2 protein-coding genes are annotated in these 4,341 nt (G+C 30.8%); both read right to left on the bottom strand.

What is annotated here, in order from left to right; all coding sequences use genetic code 11:
- Positions 1–3,109, bottom strand: a 3,109-nt coding sequence (gene carB, locus RXO53_RS07805) for a carbamoyl-phosphate synthase (glutamine-hydrolyzing) large subunit (protein ID WP_410713661.1), incomplete at its 3' end; no start/stop codon positions are given.
- 3 nt (positions 3,110–3,112) lie between these two features.
- Entirely contained in the window at positions 3,113–4,219 is a 1,107-nt protein-coding gene (gene carA / locus RXO53_RS07800) for a glutamine-hydrolyzing carbamoyl-phosphate synthase small subunit (protein WP_410713660.1), read from the bottom strand.
- Positions 4,220–4,341: the final 122 nt, after the last annotated feature.

The following is a 4,341-nucleotide window of genomic DNA, read 5'->3' as shown; positions in this document are numbered from 1 at the left end:
TATTTTCTTTAATTGCAATAGAAATTTCTTTAGCCAATTTCCCATTAAGAATTATGGGTATGTTTAAGTCCACCGCATTTCTTCTAATAGTATAATCATAATTGATTATATAACCGTCTGAAATTACAAGGTCTATTTTTTTATTCAGTATTAAATCATCAGCCTCTCTGTAATTTAATCTTTTCCCATAAGATTCAAAATTTTCAATAGTATATATATTATAACCAATTTTTTCTAACGTCTTACCTGCATCGATTAGATCAGTTAAGTTCTTTGTACCATAAATTAAAATAGATTTATTTAAATCAGGGATCCTATTAGGTGATACAGAAAGCCAACTCTTCAGTAATGCATCATAAAAATTAATACCAAATCCTGCCGCTTCCCCTGTACTTTTCATTTCAACGCTTAAACTAGGATACGACCCTTTTAATTGAGACCACGAAAATTGGGGTGATTTTACTGCATAAAATTTAGGCTCAATTAATTTAAAGCCATCAAAATTTAGTCCTTCTTCAATTGCTTTCACGCTTAAATCTATCAAATTTATATTAGCAGCTTTACTGGAAAAAGGAAAAGATCTACTTTGCCTTAAATTTAACTCTATAACAAATGGTGATGAATCTTTTATTACAAATTGTAAATTAAAAGGCCCTTTTATTCCTAATTCGTTAGAGAGCATTAAAGAGATTTTACCCATTTCTTTTACAATGTCATTCCTTAGTTTTCTATGCGGAATTACCATAGTAGAATCCCCGCTATGTACGCCTGCTTCTTCTATATGCTCATTTAAAACACCTATTACCCCCTTTGAATCGGAAACCGCATCTATTTCTGCCTCAATAGCATTATCAAAATATTTAGATACAATTACAGGGTATTTGGGAGAAATCTTAGTTGCAGAATTAATATACTTCAATAGCTCATTATAATTATATGTTATTTTCATGCTAGCTCCGCTCAAAACATAGCTCGGTCTAATTAAGACAGGATACCCAACTCTATCGACAAATTTAATTACTTCATTTAAATTGTTTGCAGATACCCATGGTGGCTGTTTTATGTTCAGCTTATCTAGAATAAGTGAGAACTTTTCTCTATTTTCGGCTATATCTATACTGTATCCAGATGTTCCGTAAATAGATAAACCTTTTTCTTCCAGTTCTTTAGCTATGTTATTTCCTATTTGACCTGATGAAAAAATTACTATTTTTTTGGTTTTCGTTTTATATGATAATTCCAGGATTTTTTCAACGGTTATTTCATCAAAGAACAATTTTTCTGCGACATCCCAATCAGTAGAAACTGTTTCTGGGTTATAATTTAATACATAGACGTTTCTGTAGTAATTTTTTAAAGCATCAATCAAAGAAACAGTTCCCCAATCAAACTCAACAGATACACCTATCCTAAATACCCCCGATCCTACTATTAATATGCTCTTATCTTGCGAAAAATCTATGTCATCTTCATTTCCATTATATGTAACATACATATAGTTAGTTACCGCAGGCCATTCACCAGCTACCGTATCTATTTGCTTTATTTTAGGAATTATCTTGTTTTCAAGCCTTAGCTTCCTTATGTAATTTTCCTCAACATTTAATGCCTTCGCTATTAGTTTATCGCTAAATCCTAATCTTTTTGCTTCCTCCAATAAATCTTTATTTAATTCATCAATTTTGATTTTTTTCATATTCTCATAAAATTCAACAATATTTCTAATTTTTCTTATAAAAAATTTGTCTATTCCTGTAACATTATATATTTCATCATCTGAAGCCCCTTCTTTAATTGCCTTAGACATATAAAAAAACCAGTAACCTCTTTTCTTTCTTAATTTTTCTAAAGCATCCTCCTTGCTCATATATGAATTGTAGGCTTTATTATCAACCAATTCCTGATTTAAATCCAGCATTCTAATTGCCTTTTGAAAAGCTTCTTCAAAATTCCTTCCTATACTCATAACTTCTCCTATGCTTTTCATTTCAGTATTTATTTCATTATCAACTTTTTCAAATTTTTGTAAATCCCATCTAGGCATTTTTATTGCTACGTAATCTAAGCTAGGCTCAAAACAAGATGTTGTCACGCCTGTTATTTTATTTATTATCTCATAAAGCTTATATCCTAGACCTAACTTTGCCGATACATAAGCTAATGGATATCCAGTTACTTTGCTTGCCAAAGCTGATGATCTAGACATCCTTGGATTTGTTTCTATTACATAAATTTCATAGCTGTTCGGATTTAAAGCAAATTGAACATTACTTTCTCCTATTAATTCTATAGAATCTGCTACTCTCATTGATAAACTTCTCATAATTTGATATTCATAATTATCAATTGTTTGACAAGGTGAAATTACAACACTTTCTCCTGTGTGCACACCCATAGGATCTAAATTTTCTATACAGGCTATAACTGCTTTATTTCCATAAAAATCCCTCATAACTTCATATTCCAGCTCTTTATAGTGGTAAAGGTATTTTTCTAACAATATTTCATTAATGTAACTTTGAGAAAAGGCTTTTTTCAAGCTGTTTCTTAATTCTTCTTCATTCCATACTACCCCAGAACCTCTACCCCCTAAATTATAACTTACTCTTATCATTACAGGATATCCCAATTCTTTTGCTTTATTTATTGCATCTGCCTCGTTATTTGCAGAAAAGCTTGAAGGTATTAAGATGTTTGATTTAATCATAGTTTCTCTGAACTTTTCCCTACTTAAAGCCTTCTTTATACCATCTATAGGTGTTCCTAAAACTTTTATTCCATATTTTTGTAATATGTTATTATTCCATAAATCTATCCCTACATTTAAAGCTGTTTGCCCTCCAAAACCTATCATTATTCCGTCAGGCCTTTCCTTCTCAATAACTTTTTCTACATAATTGTAAAACAATGGGATCATATATATTTTGTCCGCCATCTTATATGATGTTTGTATAGTTGCAACGTTAGGACTTACCAATACTGCTTTAATGCCTTCTTCTTTTACAGCTTTTAATGCTTGGGAACCTGAGTAATCAAATTCTGCCGCCTCAGCAACCTTTATTGGTCCTGAACCTATTATTAAGACCTTATTCAAATGCTCTTTATTCATTATTCAAACACCCTCAATAATTTTTCTAAATTTATCGAATATCCAAGTAGTGTCTAAAGGTCCAGGTCTTGCCTCTGGATGAAATTGAAGAGATAATATTCCCATTTCTTCGTTTATCCAACCCTCAATAGTTGAATCGTTAGGATCAAAGAACCAAAGCTTTACATTTTTAGGTAGATCTTTTTTTGACAATATTGCATATCCATGATTATGAGTTGTAATATAACTTTTGCCTGATATAACATCAATTACTGGCTTGTTCACTGCCCTATGCCCGAACTTCATCTTACTTATTTTACCTCCTAATGCCATTGTACCTATTTGATGTCCTAAGCAAATTCCTAATATGGGTATTCTGTATTCTAATATTGAGTTATAAGTATCAATAACTTCTTTTAATAAATTAGGGTTCCCTGGGCCATTACTAAATATTACCCCCTTCGGATCAAATTTTATAATATCATTTGCATTGGATTTACAAGGTACTCTTATTATGTCATATTTAAGCGCATCATAAACTCCCTTAATTATACCATGTTTTACTCCACAATCCACAATTACAATAGATTTATTGTATAACCCTTCATGAACTATAACATTTTTTGGCGAGGTAAAATCAGTAAAGTCTATTTCATCATATTTAAAACTTTTTATTTTTTCTATTTCTACACCAGATGAAATAATTCCTCCTATTACACCATTCATTCTAATTTTCTTTATTAAAGATCTAGTATCAACATTGCTAATACCCGGTATACCATTTTCTAATAACCACTCGTGCAAAGATAGTTCAGAATTCCATTTATTTCCTTCAGTTTCTTCGGAAACAATTAATCCATTCACTTGTATCCTTTCTGATTCAAAGTTTTCAATAATTCCATTTTTTAAAACATTTATTTTCGGAACGCCATAGTTGCCTACTAATGGATGAGCAATTATTAATATCTGTCCCTTGTATGATGGGTCTGTTAGCAATTCAGGGTATCCATTCATTGAAGTTGTAAATACTACTTCTCCATAATTAAAGGTTTTCGAACCAAATCCACAGCCTTCTATTATAGAGCCGTCTTCCAAATAAAGATACCCTTTATAATTTCTTTTACATAACAAGGACTTCACCTCTAAGAGAATAAATTATATTTTTACAAAGCCTAAAGCTATAATATTTTTTATTTAATTTGTTTATTCTTTGAAACGCCCAAATTAAGTAACTAATTATAATGCCCACTAAC

It is taken from the genome of Caldisphaera sp. (genome assembly GCF_046536515.1).
Lineage (GTDB): Archaea > Thermoproteota > Thermoprotei_A > Sulfolobales > Acidilobaceae > Caldisphaera.
This window is presented reverse-complemented; position numbering and strand designations above follow the sequence as displayed.